Here is a 17,382-nt window from a genome sequence, read left to right as displayed (position 1 = left end):
GTCAATGTGCTCCGATGAGCGAATAGCGAGTAGCGAATAGCGAATAGCGAATAGGGGAAAATTAGCTTCATGTTCTTTGCTGCAGGCTCCTGATCATAGAATGCAGCATCTTCCCTATCTCGTCGGCTTGTTTGAGCAAACGCGCAACCTCGACTTCGACCATCAAACCTATTTTTCCTGACACGATTAGGTGCGTTTCCAACTCTTTCAGGGATCCCTGAGCGATACGTAGAAACTGAATGAATGAGCCGGTATTTTCTCGCCCATGTCCTTCGGCAATATTCGCGGCAATCGATACGGACGACCGGCGCATTTGTGAGGTCATTCCGTAGACTTCACTGTTTGGAAAGGCCTTCGTTGCCGAATAGCAATCTACCGCCAAGTCAACGGCCGCTTTCCAAACAATCAGGTCTCTGTAAGAATTTATCGTCGTCTCGTCCCCCTTTTCTCTACCCTACTCGCTATTCGCTACTCCCTATTCGCTCATTAATCATCCAGCACCCAAGTGTCTTTTGTCCCGCCGCCCTGAGAGGAATTCACCACCAGCGAGCCTTCCTTCAGCGCAACGCGCGTCAGCCCGCCGGGCACGATCTGGATGCGATCGGACACCAGCACATAGGGCCTGAGATCGACGTGGCGCGGCGCCAGGCCCTTTTCAGTCAGGATCGGACAGGTCGAGAGCGCGAGCGTCGGCTGGGCGATGTAATTAGACGGTTTGGCTTGCAGCTTCTTGGCAAAATCCTGACATTCCTTCTTGGTCGCGGCCGGTCCGACCAGCATGCCGTAGCCACCCGAACCATGCACTTCCTTGATCACCAGCTCGTGGATATGCTCGAGCACATATTTCAGGCTGTCCGGCTCCGAACAGCGCCAGGTCGGGATGTTGCCGAGGATTGCCTTGCGGCCGGTGTAGAATTCGACGATCTCGGGCATATAGGAATAGATCGCCTTGTCGTCGGCGATGCCGGTTCCCGGTGCGTTGGCGATGGTGATGTTACCGGCGCGGTATACATCCATGATGCCGGGTATGCCGAGAGCTGAATCCGGCCTGAAGGTCAGCGGGTCCAGGAAAGAATCATCCACGCGGCGGTAAAGAACGTCGATCTGCTTGTAGCCTTCGGTCGTGCGCATCGCGACATGTCCATCGACGACGCGCAGATCCTGCCCCTCCACCAGTTGCACACCCATCTGGTCGGCAAGGAAGGCGTGTTCGAAATAGGCGGAATTGAAACTGCCGGGCGTCAGCACCGCGATGGTCGGCGCACCCTTGGTGTTCTGCGGCCGCACCGCCGCCAGCGACTGCCGCAGAAGCTGCGGGTAATTCTCCACCGGCCGCACCTTGATCTTCTGGAACAGCTCGGGGAACAGTTGCATCATCGTTTCGCGGTTCTCCAGCATGTAGGAGACACCGGACGGCGTGCGCGCATTGTCCTCCAGCACATAGAACTCATCCTCGCTGATACGCACGATGTCGACGCCGATGATGTGGGTATAGACCCCGGCCGGCGGCCGCACGCCGATCATTTCCGGCAGGAATGCCTCGTTCCTGGCGATCAGGTCCCTGGGAACGCGGCCGGCGCGAAGGATTTCCTGGCGATGGTAGATGTCGTCGAGGAAGGCGTTCAGCGCCTGTACGCGCTGCTCGATGCCTTGCGTCAGGCGACGCCACTCATTGCCTGAAATGATGCGGGGAACGATATCGAACGGGATCAGCCGCTCGGATGCTTCCTGCTCGCCATAAACGGCAAAGGTGATGCCGGTCTTGCGGAAGACGCGTTCGGCGTCCTGCATCTTTTCGGTAAGTCTGGCTGGATCCTGCTCCTTCAGCCAGCGATCGTAAGCCGAATACGGTCGTCTAAGTCCGGAAACCTCCGGAAGCATTTCATCGAACGCTGCCAATCGCATACTCCCCTGTGACGCCATTTCACTGGCGTCGTTGGAGAAAATCAAGCGCAATCGGTGATTTGGGAGATCCTGACGATCAGTATGTTGCGGCTGCCTAAAATTGAGGCAGCTGAAATATGAGCTTGATCAGGCTCTGCCTCATGCCCGGGCAAATGCCCCGCGCTGCTAGAAGGCGCGGAAGGTGACGACGGTGAACGTGTCCTTGATGCCGGGAAGAATCTGCACCTTCTCATTGACGAAATGACCGACATCTTCCTCATCGCCGACATAGAATTTGGCGAGCAGATCGTAATTGCCGGCGGTGGAGTAGATTTCCGAGGCGATCTCGGCGTCGGCAAGCGCGCTGGCAACCTCATAGGATTTGCCCAGCTCGCATTTGATCTGCACGAAAAACGCCTTCATGGCTTCGTCTCGCTAAACTTCCAAGTCCAGCGGCCCTTCTGGCAGACTGGAGCCGGCCTTTCAAGCGTTGGAATGCGCACTTAGCCGGCGCCTACCTTGGCCGCGGCCTCGCGCAGCATGCTCTCTCCCTCAGGGTCCACCATGAGCGCACCGCCTTAGAGGAAACTTACGCGTAGGAATTCGCCAAGCCGGGACGAATATTGCCGCCCGCTGAAACCGTGAAGCGCCGTCACCCGTATGTTAGGATGCCTCCCGCAACAGCTTTTCTGCAGGCGGCGTTTCGGGAACGGTGGAGACAGGCCATGCGTCGCGCCATTTTTGCATTCTCGTTCGTTTCGCTCATGCTGGCTTCCCAGGCGTTTGCCGGCGACGCCGAGATCAAGACTGGTCAAGCCGTCATCGACGGTCAATTGAAGGCCCTCATCGCCAATGACGGCGCCAAGGCCTACAGCTTCGCCGCCCCGAACGTGAAGCAGGTCTTCCCGACCGTCGAGGCCTTCATGAACATGGTTACCAACGGCTACCCACCGGTGCGCAAGCCGCAGTCCTATTCCTTCGGCAAGTTCGAGGAGACCGGCCCGGGTTCGATCGTCCAGCACGTGCTGATCGTCGGCCCCGACGGCAAGGACTACGAGGCGGTCTACACGCTGCAGCAACAGCCCGACGGCACGTTCCAGATCACCGGCTGCAGCCTGCGCGCTTCGAACTCGCTGAGCACCTGAACGCTGCAGCGTCGGTGCGTTACAACGCCGGGATGTCGCCTCTCGCCCAGCCTCCGGTGATATCGGCGCCGCGTGCCTCGAAGCTGCCCGCGTCGATCGCGGCCCGGATATCCTGCATCAGCTTCTGGTAGTAGGAAAGGTTGTTCCAGGTCAGCAGCATCGCCCCGAGCGCCTCCTGCGAGCGCACCAGATGGTGCAGATAGGCGCGCGAATAGGCGCGCGCCGCGGGGCAATCGCTCTCGTCGTCGAGCGGGCGCGGATCGTCGGCGTGGCGGGCGTTGCGCAGATTGACCTTGCCGCGCCTGGTATAGGCAAGACCATGCCGGCCGGCCCTCGTCGGCATCACGCAGTCGAACATGTCGATGCCGCGCGCCACCGATTTCAGGATATCGTCCGGCGTTCCCACGCCCATGAGATAGCGCGGCTTGTTGTCGGGCAGTTCCGGGCACGTGATGTCGAGCATGTCGAGCATCACTGCTTGCGGCTCGCCGACAGCCAGGCCGCCGACGGCATAGCCCTTCAGGTTCATCGCGCTCAGTGCCTGCGCCGAGCGCACCCTGAGCGCCGCGTTGTCACCACCCTGCACGATGCCGAACATCGCCTTGCCCGGCTGGTCGCCGAACGCCGCCTTACAGCGCTCCGCCCAGCGCAGCGACAATTCCATGGCGCGCTCGATCTCTTTCATCTCGGCGGGCAGCGCCGTGCATTCGTCGAGCTGCATCTGGATGTCGGAATCGAGCAATCCTTGAATTTCTATGGAGCGCTCCGGTGACATTTCATAAGCCGCGCCATCGATGTGCGAACGGAAGGTGACGCCTTTCTCGGTCAGCTTCCTCAGCTTCGACAGCGACATCACCTGGAATCCGCCGCTGTCGGTCAGGATCGGGTGCGGCCAGCGGGCGAATTCGTGCAGACCGCCGAGCCGCGCCACGCGCTCGGCCCCGGGCCGCAGCATTAGGTGATAGGTGTTGCCAAGGATGATGTCGGCGCCGACGCCGCGCACTTGGTCCATGTACATGGCCTTGACCGTGCCACCGGTGCCGACCGGCATGAAGGCCGGTGTGCGGATTTCGCCGCGCGGCATGTCGATCAAGCCGCGCCGCGCCTTGCCATCGGTCGCCAGCACCTTGAAGGTGAACGTCTCAGCCATTGAATTCCTTGTCGTGGACCGGCGCATCCGGCGCCTGCCTGTCGAGCGATTGGCGATATCGGATGCAGCCGCGCATGAATTTGGGCCAGGGGGGCACAGCGATCGACGGCTCGGTCTTCTCAGGCAGCAGGTCCCACAGATCGGGGTGATGCCAGCACAGATCGTGGCCTGTGGTGTCGCGGTGTGCGCGAATGCCGGCGCGCAGCTTTTTCACTTCCGCGATCAGGCTTTCGCGATCGAGGGTTTGCAGATCATCGTCCATCGCTCATCTCCGCTCGGTAAAGCAGGCTTGCGTCGCCATAGGAGTAGAACCTGTAGCGGTTCGTTATGGCATGCGCATAGGCGGCACGCATCGTGTCGAGGCCGCTGAAGGCCGAAACCAGCATGAACAGCGTCGAGCGCGGCAGATGGAAATTGGTCATCAGCATGTCGGCGGTGCGAAAGTGGTAGCCGGGCGTGATGAAGATGTCGGTCGGGCCTGACCATGGCGCCAGCGTGCCGTCTTTACGCGCCGCGCTCTCGAGCAGGCGCAGCGAAGTCGTACCCACGGCAATGATGCGCCCGCCCCTTGCCTTCGCGGCGTTGAGCGCATCGGCGGTCGCAGGGCTGACCGAGCCGATCTCGGCATGCATCTTGTGGTCGGCGGTGTCGTCCGCCTTCACAGGAAGGAACGTACCGGCGCCCACATGTAAGGTGACGAAGCGTCGCTCGACCCCCTTGGCGTCCAGCGCCGCAAAAAGCTCCGGCGTGAAATGCAGGCCAGCGGTGGGCGCGGCAACGGCACCTTCTTCCCGGGCATAGATGGTCTGGTAGTCGGCACGGTCGCGCTCGTCGTCATCGCGCTTCGAGGCGATGTAGGGCGGCAGCGGAATGTGGCCGACCGCGTGCAGCGCCTCGTCGAGGAAGGGACCGGATAGATCAAAGCCGAGCAGCGCTTCGCCGCCCTCGCCCTTCTCGATCACCGTGGCGTCGAGCTGGCCGAGGAAACAGGAATTGCCGTCATGACCGAAATGGATGCGGTCGCCGGCGGCGATGCGCTTTCCCGGCCGCATGAACGCCAGCCAACGGTCTGGAGCCATGCGCATGTGCAGCGTGGCCTCGACCTGCGCCACCGCCTCGCCGCGCCGCCTGATCCCTTTCAGCTGCGCTGGAATGACCTTGGTGTCGTTGAAGACCAGCACGTCGCCGGTGCGGAGCAAGGAGGGCAGATCGCCAACCGTGCGGTCCTCCAGCCCCTTGCCCGGATCGATGACGAGCATTTTGGCGCTGTCGCGCGGCTCCGCCGGGCGAAGCGCGATGCGCTCCTCCGGCAGGTCGAAATCAAAGAGGTCGACGCGCATCAGTACAGCCGAACGAGCAGCGCTCCGGCCAGCAGAAGCACGGCGCCGGTGATCCGGCCGAGCGAGATTTCGCGCACAGCGACGCCAAGGAAGCCGACGCGATCGATGAGCATGCCGGCGATCAACTGACCGGCCACCAGGAACGCCATCAGGGCGGCCGCACCAATGCGCGGCGTCAGGATAGTTGAAAGCGTGACGTAGAAGCCGCCGAGCATGCCGCCGGCGACGAACAACCAGGGTGCCGGCGTCTTCCAGTCGAGCGAAATCTCTTGCAGCTTCACCACCGTGACGGAGATGATGCCGAGTACGATCGCACCCGACAGGAACGAAAACGCCGCGGCCGCGACCGGGAGACCCAGGCCGCGCGCAAGCTGTGAGTTGATCGGCGCCTGAATGGCAATGAAGGCGCCGGACAGGATGCCGAGAAGCGACCAGACGACGCCCATCATTGTCGTTTCGCCTTACTTGACGTCGGCCGCGACCTTCAGCGACACGATCTTGTCGGGATCCTGCACCGGCTCGCCGCGCTTGATCTTGTCGACATTGTCCATGCCTTCGATGACCTGGCCCCAGACCGTGTACTGGCGGTTGAGGAACGCGGCATCGTCGAAGCAGATGAAGAACTGCGAGTTGGCCGAATTCGGGTTCTGCGAACGGGCCATTGAGCAGGTGCCGCGGCCGTGGTTCGCGTTGGAGAATTCAGCCTTCAGGTCAGGCTTTTCAGAGCCGCCCATGCCGGCGCGCGATGGCGCAAACGAAGGCTTGCTCGAATTGCCGAACTTGACGTCGCCGGTCTGCGCCATGAAACCTTCGATGACGCGATGGAAGACGACGCCGTCATAGGCGCCTTCGCGGGCCAGTTCCTTGATGCGGGCGACATGGCCGGGGGCCAAATCAGGAAACAGTTCGATGACGACCTTGCCCTTGGTCGTTTCCATGATGAGCGCGTTCTCGCGGTCCTTGATCTCGGCCATGTCAGATATCCTTTTGAAAAATTGAATTATTTGTCGGCGGCGATGCGCACTTTGATCATGCGGTCGGGATCGGTGACCGTGCCATTGTCCGCCTCGTCGCCCTTCTTGATCTTGTCCACCAGCTCCATGCCGCTGACGACATTGCCGATGATTGTGTACTGGCCATCGAGCGGCGGTGCCGGTGCGAACATGATGAAGAACTGCGAATTGGCGGAATTCGGATCCTGCGAACGGGCCATGCCGACCACGCCACGCTTGTAATGCTCGGTCTGCGAGAATTCGGCCGGCAAGTCGGGCAGGTCCGAGCCGCCGGTGCCGACGGCCTGGGCATTGAAACCCTTATTCATGTTGCCGAACTTGACGTCGCCGGTCTGCGCCATGAAGCCGTCGATGACACGGTGGAAAGCGACATTGTCATAGGCATGATCGCGCACCAGCTTCTTGATCTGCGCGACATGCTTGGGCGCCAGGTCGGGGCGCAGGGCGACAGTCACGTCGCCATCTTTCAGGGTGATGATCATGGTGTTTTCCGGATCGGCGGCATAGGCGGAAACGGACGCGGTCAAGAGACCGGCGAGCACAACAAAGAATGAGGCGAGCCTTTTGAGCTGCATGAGGATTTTCTCCGGGCTTATTTCGCGAATTTTGCGGTGAGCGCACCGGCCACGGCCTCCGGCACGAAGGGGCGGATGTCGCCACCCATCGAGGCTATCTGGCGCACAAGTGTGGCGGTAATGGTGCGCACCGATGGGCTGGCGGGCAGGAAAACCGTCTGCAACTCAGGCGCCATGGTTTCGTTCATGCCGGCCATCTGCATTTCGTAGTCGAGATCGGTGCCGTCGCGCAGACCGCGGATCATGATCGAGGCGCCTTCTCTTCTGGCGGCATCGATCACCAGCCCATCGAAAGCAACCACTTTGATGCGGACGCCGTCACGGCCGAATTCGGCTTTCGTGGCGGCTTCGATCAACCGCACCCGCTCTTCGAAGGAAAACAGCGGCTTCTTGCCCGGATGAATGCCGATCGCGGCATAAACGATATCGGCAACCGCCAGCGACGCTTTCAGCACATCGAGATGGCCGTTGGTCAGCGGGTCGAAGGAGCCGGCATAAAGGGCGATGCGTTCGGTCATGCGGGAGCTTCTAGCGAGCCTCTCTCACAAAGGCAAATCCGATTGGCAGGTGGCCCGTGAACCTTTTCCGGCACATGAACGACAGATGAATACGCTGATCACGCAGCCTTCACGCAGCGTTCACTAGGTTCCACCCTTAATAAGATGAAACCAAAGTCCCATATATCCGTTTGTAAGGCGCAGGAGAACACGCACATGCTGATCTACATGCTCGCCACCGCGATGACCGTCGCCATGCTGATCGCCACAGTATTCGGGCTGCACCAGGAGGCACAGCGCATCCGCGTCAAGGCAACCACCAAGCGCTTCGAAGGCTTTGGCTCGCGCAAGCCGTATCGTCACTACTAAACCAGTCTCGACTTGCTGCCACGCCGGCTATCGGCCGGCGTATGTCAAGCCTGCTCCAGGGACTATTCGGCGCTATCCGGACCGCTGTCAGTCGTCGAATCCGACTCCGCGCCACCCTCCACGGCCTCTTCCGTTTCCTCGTCCGATTGCGGCTCCGAAATCCGCTCGACCGAAACCACCTTTTCACCTTCAGCCGTGTTGAAGATGGTCACGCCCTTGGTGGCGCGGCTGGCGAAACGGATGCCGTTGACTGGCACCCGAATGACGGTGCCGCCGTCCGACACCAGCATGATCTGATCGTCGTTGCCGACCGGGAAGGTTGCCACCAACTGGCCGATTTCGGTTGTTTTCGAGACGTCGGTGGCTCGGATGCCCTTGCCGCCACGACCAGTCAGGCGGAAATCGTAGGACGACGAACGCTTGCCGTAACCATATTCGGTCACCGTCAGCACGTACTGCTCGTGCGCCTTGAGGAATTCGTAGCGATCGTCTGGAAGCTCGGTCTCCTCGCCGATCTCCTCATTGGTGAGCGCGATCTCTTCTTCCTCTCCAGCCGTCTCGGCGGCAAGCCGCCGCTCCGACGCCGCCCGCTTGAGGTAAGCGGCGCGTTCCGCCGGTGATGCATCGACATGCTCTATCACCGACATGGAGATGATGCGGTCGGTCCCGGCCATGGTTATGCCGCGCACGCCGACGGAGTTCCGGCTCTGGAAGACGCGCACGTCGCCGACCGAGAAGCGAATGCACTGACCCGAATTCGCCGTCAGAAGCACGTCGTCATTATCGGTGCAGGTCTCGACGCCGAGGATTTCGTCGCCCTCCTCCTCCAGCTTCATGGCGATCTTGCCGTTGCGGTTGACCTGTACGAAGTCGGACAGTTTGTTGCGGCGCACGGTGCCGCGCGTGGTGGCGAACATCACGTCGAGTTCGCCCCAGCTCGTCTCGTCCTCGGGCAGCGGCATGATCGTGGTGATGCGCTCGCCCTGCTCCAGCGGCAGCATATTGATCAGTGCCTTGCCGCGTGACTGCGGGTTGCCGATCGGCAGGCGCCAGACCTTTTCCTTGTAGACGATGCCGCGCGAGGAGAAGAACAGCACCGGCGTGTGCGTGTTGGCGACGAACAGCCGGGTGACGAAATCCTCTTCCTTGGTCGACATGCCGGAGCGGCCCTTGCCGCCGCGGCGCTGCGCCCGATACAGCGAAAGCGGCACGCGCTTGATGTAGCCGGAATGGCTCACCGTCACGACCATGTCCTCGCGCTGGATCAGGTCCTCGTCTTCCATGTCCGCGCCGCCGTCGGTGAGTTCGGTGCGGCGTGGCGTGCCGAACTCGTCGCGCACGGCGGCGAGTTCGTCCTTGACGATCTGCTGGATACGCGCGCGAGACGACAGGATGTCGAGGTAGTCCTTGATCTCGTCGCCGATCGTGTTCAACTCATCGGCGATTTCGTCGCGGCCGAGCGCGGTCAGGCGCTGCAGGCGCAGTTCGAGGATGGCGCGCGCCTGTTCCTCGGACAGATTGTAGGTGCCGTCCTCGTTGATGCGGTGGCGCGGATCGTCGATCAGAAGGATCAGCGATTCAACGTCACCTGAAGGCCAGCGCCGCTCCATCAACTGCTCGCGCGCCGTCTGCGGATCCGGCGCGGTACGTATAAGCTTGATCACTTCATCGATGTTGGCAACGGCGATGGCCAGACCAACCAGCACATGGGCGCGGTCGCGCGCCTTGCGGAGCAGGAACTTTGTCCGCCGGCTGATCACCTCCTCGCGAAAGGTGACGAAGGCCGTCAGCATGTCGGTCAGGTTCAGCAGCTCCGGCTTGCCGCCGTTTAGCGCCACCATGTTGGCGCCGAAGGACGTCTGCAGCGGCGTGAACCGGTAGAGCTGGTTGAGGACAACGTCGGCAACGGCGTCGCGCTTGAGCTCGATAACGACGCGATAACCCTGACGGTCGCTTTCGTCGCGGATGTCCGAAATGCCCTCGACGCGCTTGTCGCGCACCAGTTCGGCCATCTTCTCGATCATCGAGGCCTTGTTCACCTGGTAGGGAACCTCGGTGATGATGATCGATTCGCGGTCGTTGCCGCGCTGTTCGATGTTGACCTTGCCGCGCATGACGATGGAGCCGCGGCCGGTGGAATAGGCGCTATAGATGCCGGAGCGGCCAAGCACGATGCCGCCGGTCGGGAAATCGGGACCTGGAATGATCTCCATCAGCGCCGGCAGGTCGATCGCCGGATTGTCGATGACGGCAATGGCGGCGTTGCAGACTTCACCGAGATTGTGCGGTGGGATGTTGGTGGCCATGCCGACGGCAATACCGCCCGAGCCGTTGACCAGCAGATTGGGAAAGCGCGCTGGCAGAACCTTCGGCTCGGTGTCCGAAGCATCGTAAGTGTCCTGGAAATCGACGGTGTCTTTGTCGATATCCTCCAGAAGCTCGTGCGCGACCTTGGTTAGGCGCGATTCGGTATAGCGCATCGCCGCCGGCGGATCGCCATCGATCGAGCCGAAATTGCCTTGCCCGTCGATCAGCGGCACGCGCAGCGACCAATCCTGCGCCATGCGCACCAAGGCGTCATAGATCGAGGCATCGCCATGCGGATGGTATTTACCCATCACGTCGGCTACCGGACGCGCCGATTTCACATATTTGCGGTTCCAGTGGTAGCCGCTCTCATGCGCAGCATAGAGAATGCGGCGGTGCACCGGCTTCAGGCCATCGCGCACATCGGGCAACGCACGGCTGACGATCACGCTCATGGCGTAAGAGAGATAAGAACTCTGCATCTCCTCGATGATGGAGATGGGTTCGATGCCGGTGGGCCCGCCGTCGGCGCCGCGCGGTGTCTTTTGGTCGGTCAAATCGTATCACAATCTAATCAGGAATCACTGCCCGCTTATATAGGAAGCACGGCCGAAACTCCAACGTTCACGGCACTTTTCCAGTGTCATTTTCGGTGGTAATTTCAAAAGGATACCGCTAATTGCGACGATATGGCCATTATGCTTTTCGCCACCACCAAGGCAAAAGCCGGCAATGGACCAACTCCCCAAGCAAAAGCCGCGATCACCATGAATTGGAGCCTATAGCTGCCTTTCCGGGCGCTGAGCGGCTGGCAGGCCCGGGATCTCAATGGTGACCTGATCGCTGGCGTGACACTGGCCGCGATCGCTATTCCCGACAGCCAGGCTCGGCGGTTTTGCTCCAGAGCTCGGCTTTTTCGCCTTTGTCGCCGGTTCGGTGGCGTTTGCCCTGTTCGGCGCCAATCGCCACCTTTCGGCGGGCGCGGATTCGACGATCACGCCACTGTTTGCCGGCGGCCTCGCCATGCGGGCCGATTATGGACTGATGCCGCGGGTGTAACGCGACTTTTCAGCCGCGGCCCGCGCGCCTGGCGCGATAGCGGCCCGGCGTCTCGCCCATGAGACGCCGAAACCGGCGATTGAACGTCGACAGATCGTTGAAGCCTGCCTCGAAAGCAATTGCCGAGATGGCATCGTTGGACGTGCGCAATCGCACCGCCGCGCGATGCAACCGGGTCCTGAGCAGGTACTGATAGGGCGTCATGCCGGCGACCTGCCGGAAGGTGCGCAGGAAATGATAGGGACTGGTCGCGGTCTCGTCCGCCAACGCCGGAAGCGAGATCGGCCCGTCGGCATCCAGTTCGATCCGCCGAACCGCCTCGGCAACCCTTTTCTGGTCGCGGCGGCTTGGGTCGCACCCGCCATGCGTGGCGCCGGAGAGCGTTGCCACGGCGGCACCCGCGACCCGCAGGGCGAGTTCCTCGAATGCGTCCGTGTCTGCCATGTCGCGCGCGGCTTCCGCCTCGGCCAGCAGCGGCGCCAAGGCCGGCAATGGCGGCAGGCGCGGCGCCGCGAAGCTGAGCGTCCTGGCGCCCGGCACGTCGGCCACGATCCGGTCCATATAGGCCGACCCGAAATGGAAGGAGAGGCAACGGTCGCCATTGCCATGCTCGTGCCCGCATTCGTAGCATGTGCCGGAATTGCCGAGCAGGAGGCTGCCTGGCGCGAGCACTGCCGTGCCTTGCTGCGCGCGGTAGCGGAACGAGCCGCTGGTGACGGCCGCAACGCAGAAATCCCGATGCGCTTCCTCGAATGGCCGATCGCCGGCGCTGGCCGTGCAGATTACATCCGCCACGTGCCAACCGGGTCCGGATGCAAGGGTATCCGCGGTCGCCGTCATGGCCGAAATATAGCAATTTTTCCCAAGCCCAGAACCCTGCCAGCACTTATTCTTGGCGGTCTCCTGACAAGAAGAGGCCGCTGCCATGTTCGACCAATCCTCATTTGCCGAAGCCTTGCACAGTCCCGGACCGATGGAAGGTCTCGCCGAAAAACTGAACCTTTACGGCCGCTTCGTCGGTGCCTGGACGTTTGACGCCTCGCGCCATCTCGAGGACGGCACGGTGCTGACCGGACGCGGCGAGGTGCATTTCGGCTGGGTGCTGGAAGGCCGGGCGATCCAGGATGTCTGGATCCTGCCCGCGCGTGACGCCGGTTCCTCGCCGTCGCTCGGCAAATGGACTTTTTATGGCACGACGCTGCGGGTCTATGACCCCGGCGTCGACGCCTGGCACATTTTCTGGAGCGACCCGCGCAACCAGTATTTCAGCCGCCAGCTCGGCCGCGCCGAAGGCGACACCATCGTGCAGGTCGGCGCCGACGGCACCGGCTCCTCCGTGCGCTGGAGCTTTTCGCGGATCACGAAGAATTCCTTCCGATGGCTTGGCGAGCGCTCGCACGACAAGGGTGCGACATGGCGGCTGGAAGTCGAGTTCCTGGCACGGCGGACGGCGACAAGATGAGGCTGTAATACATTGTAAGAATGGAGGAAAACATGTCCGATCATGTCTCGATCGGTATCCGCGACACCCAATGTGCCAGATGCGAAAGGGCCTCGTGACTATGGCGATTTCTTCGTTTCTCACTGCTCTCGTATCCGAAGCTCCCACAGCCGACCGAGCGAAAGACATGGACCTCTATGGATGGCTGATCGGAAGCTGGGAAATGGACACGGTCTGCCACCTTGACGACGGCACGATCCAGAAATGGACCGGAGAATGCCATTTCGGCTGGGTGCTCGAAGGCCGCGCGATTCAGGACATCTGGATCAGGCCCAGGCGCCCTGCGCGGCCCACCATGTATGGCACGACTTTGCGCATCTTCGATCCTGGGATCGGTGGCTGGCACATCATCTGGAATGATCCGCTCAACCAAGATTACTCGCGCCAGATCGGGCGGGCCGAGGGTAAGGACATTGTCCAGATCGGCGATGACTCGCGCGGTCTGCAAACTCGATGGCGTTTCACCGGGATCACTGCCAACAGCTTCCATTGGATCGGCGAGGAAAGACCTTCCGAGAGCGACCCTTGGCAAATCACCTATGAACATTTAGCCCACCGGGCAAAGCGCGTCGCCTGAATCCGTTTCGACGTGCGCCATACCGCGTCGAAATCTCCGGCCCTCCGACAGTTCCCACCGACCGGGCTTTGCTCTACCAATGCGGGTACGGGCCTGGCCCGGTGGGAGGGTCAGCGATGCCGAGTTTCGACAGCCTGTTCAATGCCTTCGTCACCATTCTGGTGACCATCGATCCGCCCGGCCTGGCGCCTCTGTTCCTGGCCGTCACACGCGGCATGAATCGCGAGGAGCGCAGCCAAGTTTCCGTCCGCGCCTCGATCATCGGTTTTCTGGTGATGGCGTTGTTTGCGCTGGCCGGCGCCTCTATCCTGTCGGTGTTCGGCATCACCCTGCCGGCGTTCCGCGTCGCCGGCGGGTTCCTGCTGTTCTTCATCGCCTTCGAAATGGTTTTCGAGCGCCGGCAGGACCGCAAGGAGAAGATCGGCGACGTCGCCATCACCAAGGACATGATCCACAACATCGCCGCCTTCCCGCTGGCGATCCCACTGATCGCCGGGCCCGGCGCGATGTCAGCGACGGTGCTGCTCTCCGGCTCGTTTCAGGGCTTTGCCGCGCAGGCGGCCCTGGTCGGCATCATTTTCGTCTGCCTCGTCATAACCTATCTGGTGTTCGTGCTGTCGGAACGCATCGACCGCATCCTCGGCCAGACCGGCCGCTCGATCCTGACCCGCCTGCTCGGCGTCATCCTGGCGGCCCTGGCGGTACAGTTCGTGGCCGATGGCATCAAGGCGCTGATGGCCGGCTGAGCGGTATAACGCTCATCCTACTTCGCCGCCGTATCGACGATCTCGAAATCATGCGTAAGCGCGGCCGTCTTGGCCATCATGGCGGAAGCCGAGCAATATTTGTCGATGGAAAGATCGATCGCGCGCTTGACCTTGTCGCGCGACAGTGCCCGGCCCTTGACGATGAAATGCATATGGACGCGAGTGAACACCTTCGGGTCGGTCTCGGCCCGGTCGGCGTCGAGTTCGACCACGCAGTCCTCGACCGCCTCGCGGCCTTTTTCGAGGATATGGACGACATCATAGGCCGAGCAGCCGCCGGTGCCGATCAGCACCAGCTCCATCGGGCTCGGTCCCGGCGTCTTGCCTTCCGGGCTGGACGCCGTGCCCAGCACGACCTTGTGGCCGCTGCCGGATTCGCCGACAAAGGTGCGTTCCTCGACCCATTTGACCCGTGCTTTCATCGCTCCGTCCTTTCAGTCGTTGATCGTGCCGACTGTCGGCTCAAAATCAACAATGCAAAACCCCGAAAGTCCGTGCAGGACCCTCGGGGCATCTCAAGCAACAAGCATTCGCCGTTTGGTACGGCTTCGATCAGAACGGGATCTCGTCGTCCAGCTCGCGCGACGAGCCACCGCCACCGCCCCCTTTGGAGCCGCCACCGCCGCCACGGCTAAAACCTTCGTTCGGGCTCGACTGGCCGAAATCCGAGCCACGGCTGCTGCCGCCACCGCTGTAGCCGCCGACCTGGCCGCCCTCACCCTGGCCGCGCGCGTCGAGCATCTGCAGTTCGCCACGGAATTTCTGCAGCACGACTTCGGTCGTGTATTTGTCGGCACCGGTCTGGTCCTGCCATTTGCGCGTCTGCAACTGGCCCTCGACATAAACCTTCATGCCCTTCTTCAGATATTGCTCGGCCACCTTGGCAATGCCCTCATTGAAGATCACGACATTGTGCCACTCGGTCTTTTCCTTGCGCTCGCCGGAATTCTTGTCGCGCCAGCTTTCCGAGGTGGCGATGCGGATGTTGACGACCGGCTCGCCCGAATTCAGGCGGCGGATTTCAGGGTCCGCGCCGAGATTGCCGACCAGAATGACCTTATTGACGCTACCCGCCATGATATTTCTCCGCGCTCATCCGAAACAAATTTTTGTCGCAGCACCTTACAGGCTACCGACGTCGGTCGCCTGCCAAGGCTGGCTTTTCCCACAAGGTTTTTGTTCCCTTTTCGTTCCTATATGCACCGCCGCTGATTGTCAAGGAATGGCAGCAATGCCCGAACGAAGCATATGGGTCTCAAAACACCGCTTGCCAAATCGATAAGTATCGACTTATGCTTTCGTCATGATCGAAGCAGAGATTTTCCGCGCCCTGGCCGACCCGACGCGCCGCGCCGTCTTCGAGCGTCTCGCCACCAGCGAGATGAGCGTGTCGGAACTGCGCAGCGGCCTCACGGTATCGCAGCCGGCCGTCTCCCAGCATCTGGCGGTGTTGCGCGGCGCTGGCCTGGTGGTGGAGCGGCGGGCCGGCCGCAACGCTTACTATCGCGCCGATCCGCAGGGGCTTGCCCCGCTGCTCTCCTGGATTGAACGCTATCGGACGTTCTGGCCGGAACGCATCGAAAAACTGAAGGCCGTTTTGAAGGACATGGACCAATGAAAAACGGCGGATCAATGAAAGACGCAAATCACCTCGAAATCGCTCCAGATGCGCTCGAATTCGAATACGACCTTGCCGAGCCGCCGGAAAAGGTTTGGCGGGCGCTGACCGTGCCGGAATTGCTCGCCGCCTGGATGATGCCGAACGACATCAGGCCGCGGCCCGGCAGCCGCTTCGCCTTCGCCGGGCCTGACGCGCCGATCGAATGCGAGATCCTCGACGCCGAGCCCGAGCGCCTGCTGCGCTATTCCTGGCGGGAGCAGTCCGACGATGCGGCGCACCCGCTCGACAGCACCGTCACCTTCACGCTCGCCCGTACCGTTTCCGGCGGCACGCATCTGCGCATCGTCCATGACGGCTTTGCTCGCAAGGCAATGCCCGCTGTTGCGATGGCGGGGGCCGGCTGCCGGCTTTCGCTGCTCGGGGCCGGAACGCCTATCGCCGCGAACACACCACGCCTTCTGCTGCCACGCGCGGCCTGAACACGGAAAATCGGAGAACTGAAATGAGTGGTGTTGCCAGCCTTGTGCCGATGGTGATCGAGCAATCGAGCCGCGGCGAACGTGCCTTCGACATTTTTTCGCGACTGCTGCGCGAGCGCATCGTCTTCATCAACGGCGAGATCAACGACGACGTCTCGGCGCTGGTCTGCGCGCAGCTTTTGTCGCTGGAATCGGACAATCCCGAGAAGGAGATCTCGCTCTACATCAACTCGCCTGGTGGCATGGTGACCAGCGGCTTCGCCATCTACGACACGATGCAATATATCAGCTGCCCGGTCTCGACCGTGTGCATGGGCTTTGCCGCATCGATGGGATCGTTCCTGCTGATGGCAGGCACGGCCGGGCGCCGCATCGCGCTGCCAAACGCCACCATCCTGCTGCATCAGCCGCTGGGCGGCTTCCAGGGCCAGGCTTCCGACATCCAGCGGCACGCCGAACGCATCGGCCAGACCAAACGCAATATGACCGAACTCTACGCCCAGCATTGCGGCCGCAGCTATGAAGAGGTCGAACGCACGCTCGACCGCGACCATTTCATGACGGCCCGCGAGGCCCAGGCATGGGGCATTGTCGACCATGTTTTCGACACCCGCAAAAAGGCGGCGTGAGGCAGAGCCCAGATCAAATCCTGCTAGGTGTCGAAGATTTGACGATATCGGTCTGGTTCCGGTGGCGGCAGGTCCCTATAAAAGGGGATGGACACTCATCGATCCAGAACATCGCACCGTGTCACCGGCGCCATGGTGCTCGCAATCGTCGGTCTTGCGTCCAGTTCGGCACTTGCCGACGACGCTTCATCGTCAGCGCAAAGAAGCGCCCTGCCCGGCGTGGCCGGCGACTATCGCATCGCCAAGCCGGCCCCGGTGCCCGAACCCGACGACGCGTTCCCCAGCAGCGGCAATGGGCAGTTCAAGATCGGCAATACGGATGTCAGGATTTCCGGCAGCATCACGGTCGATGTCGGAGTTGGCGGGATCAAGCCGCCCAGGTAGGCCGAGGTCGGAGGCCTGCGAACTCAAGCCCAGGCCCAAAATAAGCCCCGCCGTGCCTTGGGCAAACGGACGGGGCTTTTTTTGG

Annotated in this window: 23 protein-coding genes and 1 pseudogene; 10 read left to right on the top strand and 14 right to left on the bottom strand. The window is 61.7% G+C overall.

What is annotated here, in order from left to right; translation table 11 throughout:
* Positions 1–67 precede the first annotated feature (67 nt).
* From O7A60_RS13965 to O7A60_RS13955, 3 genes are all read right to left on the bottom strand, one after another.
* The gene (locus tag O7A60_RS13965) at positions 68–427 is read right to left on the bottom strand and encodes a four helix bundle protein (protein WP_337106950.1); all 360 of its coding nucleotides are present in this window, start codon (positions 425–427) and stop codon (positions 68–70) included.
* 59 nt (positions 428–486) lie between these two features.
* Complete coding sequence (locus O7A60_RS13960; RefSeq protein WP_181166272.1) at positions 487–1,899, bottom strand: circularly permuted type 2 ATP-grasp protein; 1,413 nt, start codon at positions 1,897–1,899, stop codon at positions 487–489.
* 171 nt (positions 1,900–2,070) lie between these two features.
* Positions 2,071–2,307 carry an Lrp/AsnC family transcriptional regulator gene (locus tag O7A60_RS13955; RefSeq protein ID WP_337106808.1) on the bottom strand — a complete coding sequence of 79 codons (237 nt, stop codon included), beginning with the start codon at positions 2,305–2,307 and terminating at the stop codon, positions 2,071–2,073.
* A 302-nt stretch (positions 2,308–2,609) separates the two neighbouring features.
* On the opposite strand from O7A60_RS13955, the gene O7A60_RS13950 reads away from it, so the two are divergent.
* The gene (locus tag O7A60_RS13950; protein WP_337106807.1) at positions 2,610–3,029 is read left to right on the top strand and encodes a DUF4864 domain-containing protein; all 420 of its coding nucleotides are present in this window, start codon (positions 2,610–2,612) and stop codon (positions 3,027–3,029) included.
* A 19-nt stretch (positions 3,030–3,048) separates the two neighbouring features.
* On the opposite strand, the gene tgt is transcribed toward O7A60_RS13950, so the two are convergent.
* Genes tgt through coaD form a run of 7 tightly spaced genes read right to left on the bottom strand, consistent with a single transcriptional unit; the run spans position 3,049 to position 7,625 of the window.
* Positions 3,049–4,179 carry a tRNA guanosine(34) transglycosylase Tgt gene (gene tgt / locus O7A60_RS13945; protein ID WP_337106806.1) on the bottom strand — a complete coding sequence of 377 codons (1,131 nt, stop codon included), beginning with the start codon at positions 4,177–4,179 and terminating at the stop codon, positions 3,049–3,051.
* A complete protein-coding gene (locus O7A60_RS13940) occupies positions 4,172–4,441 on the bottom strand; it encodes a hypothetical protein (RefSeq protein WP_027144957.1) in 270 nt (89 codons plus the stop codon). The genes tgt and O7A60_RS13940 overlap by 8 nt, the downstream gene beginning before the upstream one ends.
* The gene (gene queA / locus O7A60_RS13935) at positions 4,431–5,519 is read right to left on the bottom strand and encodes a tRNA preQ1(34) S-adenosylmethionine ribosyltransferase-isomerase QueA (RefSeq protein WP_337106805.1); all 1,089 of its coding nucleotides are present in this window, start codon (positions 5,517–5,519) and stop codon (positions 4,431–4,433) included. The genes O7A60_RS13940 and queA overlap by 11 nt, the downstream gene beginning before the upstream one ends.
* On the bottom strand, positions 5,519–5,968 hold the full coding sequence (locus tag O7A60_RS13930) for a DMT family transporter (RefSeq protein ID WP_337106804.1): 450 nt from the start codon (positions 5,966–5,968) through the stop codon (positions 5,519–5,521). Before O7A60_RS13930 ends, queA begins: the two co-directional genes overlap by 1 nt.
* Positions 5,969–5,980: 12 nt before the next feature.
* Positions 5,981–6,493, bottom strand: coding sequence for a peptidylprolyl isomerase (locus O7A60_RS13925; RefSeq protein ID WP_015317720.1), 513 nt, complete (start codon positions 6,491–6,493; stop codon positions 5,981–5,983).
* Positions 6,494–6,519: 26 nt separating this feature from the next.
* On the bottom strand, positions 6,520–7,107 hold the full coding sequence (locus O7A60_RS13920; protein WP_337106803.1) for a peptidylprolyl isomerase: 588 nt from the start codon (positions 7,105–7,107) through the stop codon (positions 6,520–6,522).
* Between the two features lie 17 nt (positions 7,108–7,124).
* On the bottom strand, positions 7,125–7,625 hold the full coding sequence (gene coaD, locus O7A60_RS13915; RefSeq protein ID WP_337106802.1) for a pantetheine-phosphate adenylyltransferase: 501 nt from the start codon (positions 7,623–7,625) through the stop codon (positions 7,125–7,127).
* 195 nt (positions 7,626–7,820) lie between these two features.
* On the opposite strand from coaD, the gene O7A60_RS13910 reads away from it, so the two are divergent.
* Positions 7,821–7,973 (top strand): hypothetical protein, encoded by a 153-nt coding sequence (locus O7A60_RS13910; RefSeq protein ID WP_084636784.1) that lies wholly within the window; start codon positions 7,821–7,823, stop codon positions 7,971–7,973.
* 62 nt (positions 7,974–8,035) lie between these two features.
* On the opposite strand, the gene gyrA is transcribed toward O7A60_RS13910, so the two are convergent.
* Positions 8,036–10,837, bottom strand: a complete 2,802-nt coding sequence (gene gyrA, locus O7A60_RS13905; protein ID WP_337106801.1) for a DNA gyrase subunit A — start codon at positions 10,835–10,837, stop codon at positions 8,036–8,038.
* 132 nt (positions 10,838–10,969) lie between these two features.
* Between gyrA and O7A60_RS13900 the strand changes: the two are divergent.
* Positions 10,970–11,321, top strand: a pseudogene (locus O7A60_RS13900) (SulP family inorganic anion transporter); the annotation flags it as partial.
* A gap of 27 nt (positions 11,322–11,348) precedes the next feature.
* Here O7A60_RS13900 and O7A60_RS13895 read toward each other — a convergent pair.
* Positions 11,349–12,179, bottom strand: coding sequence for a helix-turn-helix transcriptional regulator (locus O7A60_RS13895; RefSeq protein ID WP_337106800.1), 831 nt, complete (start codon positions 12,177–12,179; stop codon positions 11,349–11,351).
* Between the two features lie 85 nt (positions 12,180–12,264).
* Between O7A60_RS13895 and O7A60_RS13890 the strand changes: the two genes are divergently transcribed.
* From O7A60_RS13890 to O7A60_RS13880, 3 genes are all read left to right on the top strand, one after another.
* On the top strand, positions 12,265–12,801 hold the full coding sequence (locus O7A60_RS13890; RefSeq protein WP_337106799.1) for a hypothetical protein: 537 nt from the start codon (positions 12,265–12,267) through the stop codon (positions 12,799–12,801).
* A gap of 166 nt (positions 12,802–12,967) precedes the next feature.
* Positions 12,968–13,417, top strand: a complete 450-nt coding sequence (locus O7A60_RS13885; RefSeq protein ID WP_337106798.1) for a hypothetical protein — start codon at positions 12,968–12,970, stop codon at positions 13,415–13,417.
* 116 nt (positions 13,418–13,533) lie between these two features.
* Positions 13,534–14,163, top strand: a complete 630-nt coding sequence (locus tag O7A60_RS13880; RefSeq protein ID WP_337106797.1) for a MarC family protein — start codon at positions 13,534–13,536, stop codon at positions 14,161–14,163.
* A 17-nt stretch (positions 14,164–14,180) separates the two neighbouring features.
* On the opposite strand, the gene O7A60_RS13875 is transcribed toward O7A60_RS13880, so the two are convergent.
* Positions 14,181–14,606: an OsmC family protein gene (locus tag O7A60_RS13875; RefSeq protein ID WP_337106796.1), complete on the bottom strand. Its 426-nt coding sequence runs from the start codon at positions 14,604–14,606 to the stop codon at positions 14,181–14,183.
* Between the two features lie 130 nt (positions 14,607–14,736).
* Positions 14,737–15,261: a single-stranded DNA-binding protein gene (locus tag O7A60_RS13870; protein WP_027144945.1), complete on the bottom strand. Its 525-nt coding sequence runs from the start codon at positions 15,259–15,261 to the stop codon at positions 14,737–14,739.
* 226 nt (positions 15,262–15,487) lie between these two features.
* Between O7A60_RS13870 and O7A60_RS13865 the strand changes: the two genes are divergently transcribed.
* The 4 genes from O7A60_RS13865 (at position 15,488) to O7A60_RS13850 (ending at position 17,297) form a co-directional block, all read left to right on the top strand.
* The gene (locus O7A60_RS13865) at positions 15,488–15,802 is read left to right on the top strand and encodes an ArsR/SmtB family transcription factor (RefSeq protein WP_337106795.1); all 315 of its coding nucleotides are present in this window, start codon (positions 15,488–15,490) and stop codon (positions 15,800–15,802) included.
* Positions 15,799–16,284: an SRPBCC family protein gene (locus O7A60_RS13860; protein WP_415926824.1), complete on the top strand. Its 486-nt coding sequence runs from the start codon at positions 15,799–15,801 to the stop codon at positions 16,282–16,284. The genes O7A60_RS13865 and O7A60_RS13860 overlap by 4 nt, the downstream gene beginning before the upstream one ends.
* A gap of 23 nt (positions 16,285–16,307) precedes the next feature.
* Positions 16,308–16,913 carry an ATP-dependent Clp protease proteolytic subunit gene (locus O7A60_RS13855; protein ID WP_337106793.1) on the top strand — a complete coding sequence of 202 codons (606 nt, stop codon included), beginning with the start codon at positions 16,308–16,310 and terminating at the stop codon, positions 16,911–16,913.
* An 87-nt stretch (positions 16,914–17,000) separates the two neighbouring features.
* Positions 17,001–17,297 carry a hypothetical protein gene (locus O7A60_RS13850; RefSeq protein WP_415926823.1) on the top strand — a complete coding sequence of 99 codons (297 nt, stop codon included), beginning with the start codon at positions 17,001–17,003 and terminating at the stop codon, positions 17,295–17,297.
* Positions 17,298–17,382: the final 85 nt, after the last annotated feature.

It is taken from the genome of Mesorhizobium salmacidum (SeqCode) (assembly GCF_037179605.1).
Taxonomy (GTDB): Bacteria; Pseudomonadota; Alphaproteobacteria; order Rhizobiales; family Rhizobiaceae; genus Mesorhizobium; species Mesorhizobium salmacidum.
Note: the sequence above shows the minus strand (reverse complement) of the source record. Positions and strands in the feature narration are given on the sequence as shown.